Genomic DNA, 247 nt, shown 5'->3' on the forward strand with positions numbered 1-247 from the left:
ACGCCGATGGGCAGCTGGCGGCTTTCCAGCACGGGGCCTTGCTCGATGTGCAGCTCGACGAAGGCGGCGGTGCCGTCCGCGCCGCGCAAGGGCTGGCCCAGCGCGGTCGGATCGCCGCCGATGCGGGCGATGCCCTGCGCCAGCGTCTCGCCGTCGGCGTTGCGGGCGGCCAGCATGTCGGCGCTGAGTTGGCCGCTCAAGGCGCGGCTGCCGACGCAGGAGATGCCGTAGTCGCTGGGTTCTTCGG

Annotated in this window: 1 pseudogene; it reads right to left on the bottom strand. The window is 73.3% G+C overall.

From position 1 onward, the window contains the following. Positions 1 to 247 (bottom strand): annotated as a pseudogene (locus AOZ53_RS17125) (Zn-dependent hydrolase); the annotation flags it as partial.

Source organism: Achromobacter sp. 2789STDY5608621 (assembly GCF_001299375.1).
Lineage (GTDB): Bacteria > Pseudomonadota > Gammaproteobacteria > Burkholderiales > Burkholderiaceae_B > Achromobacter > Achromobacter insuavis.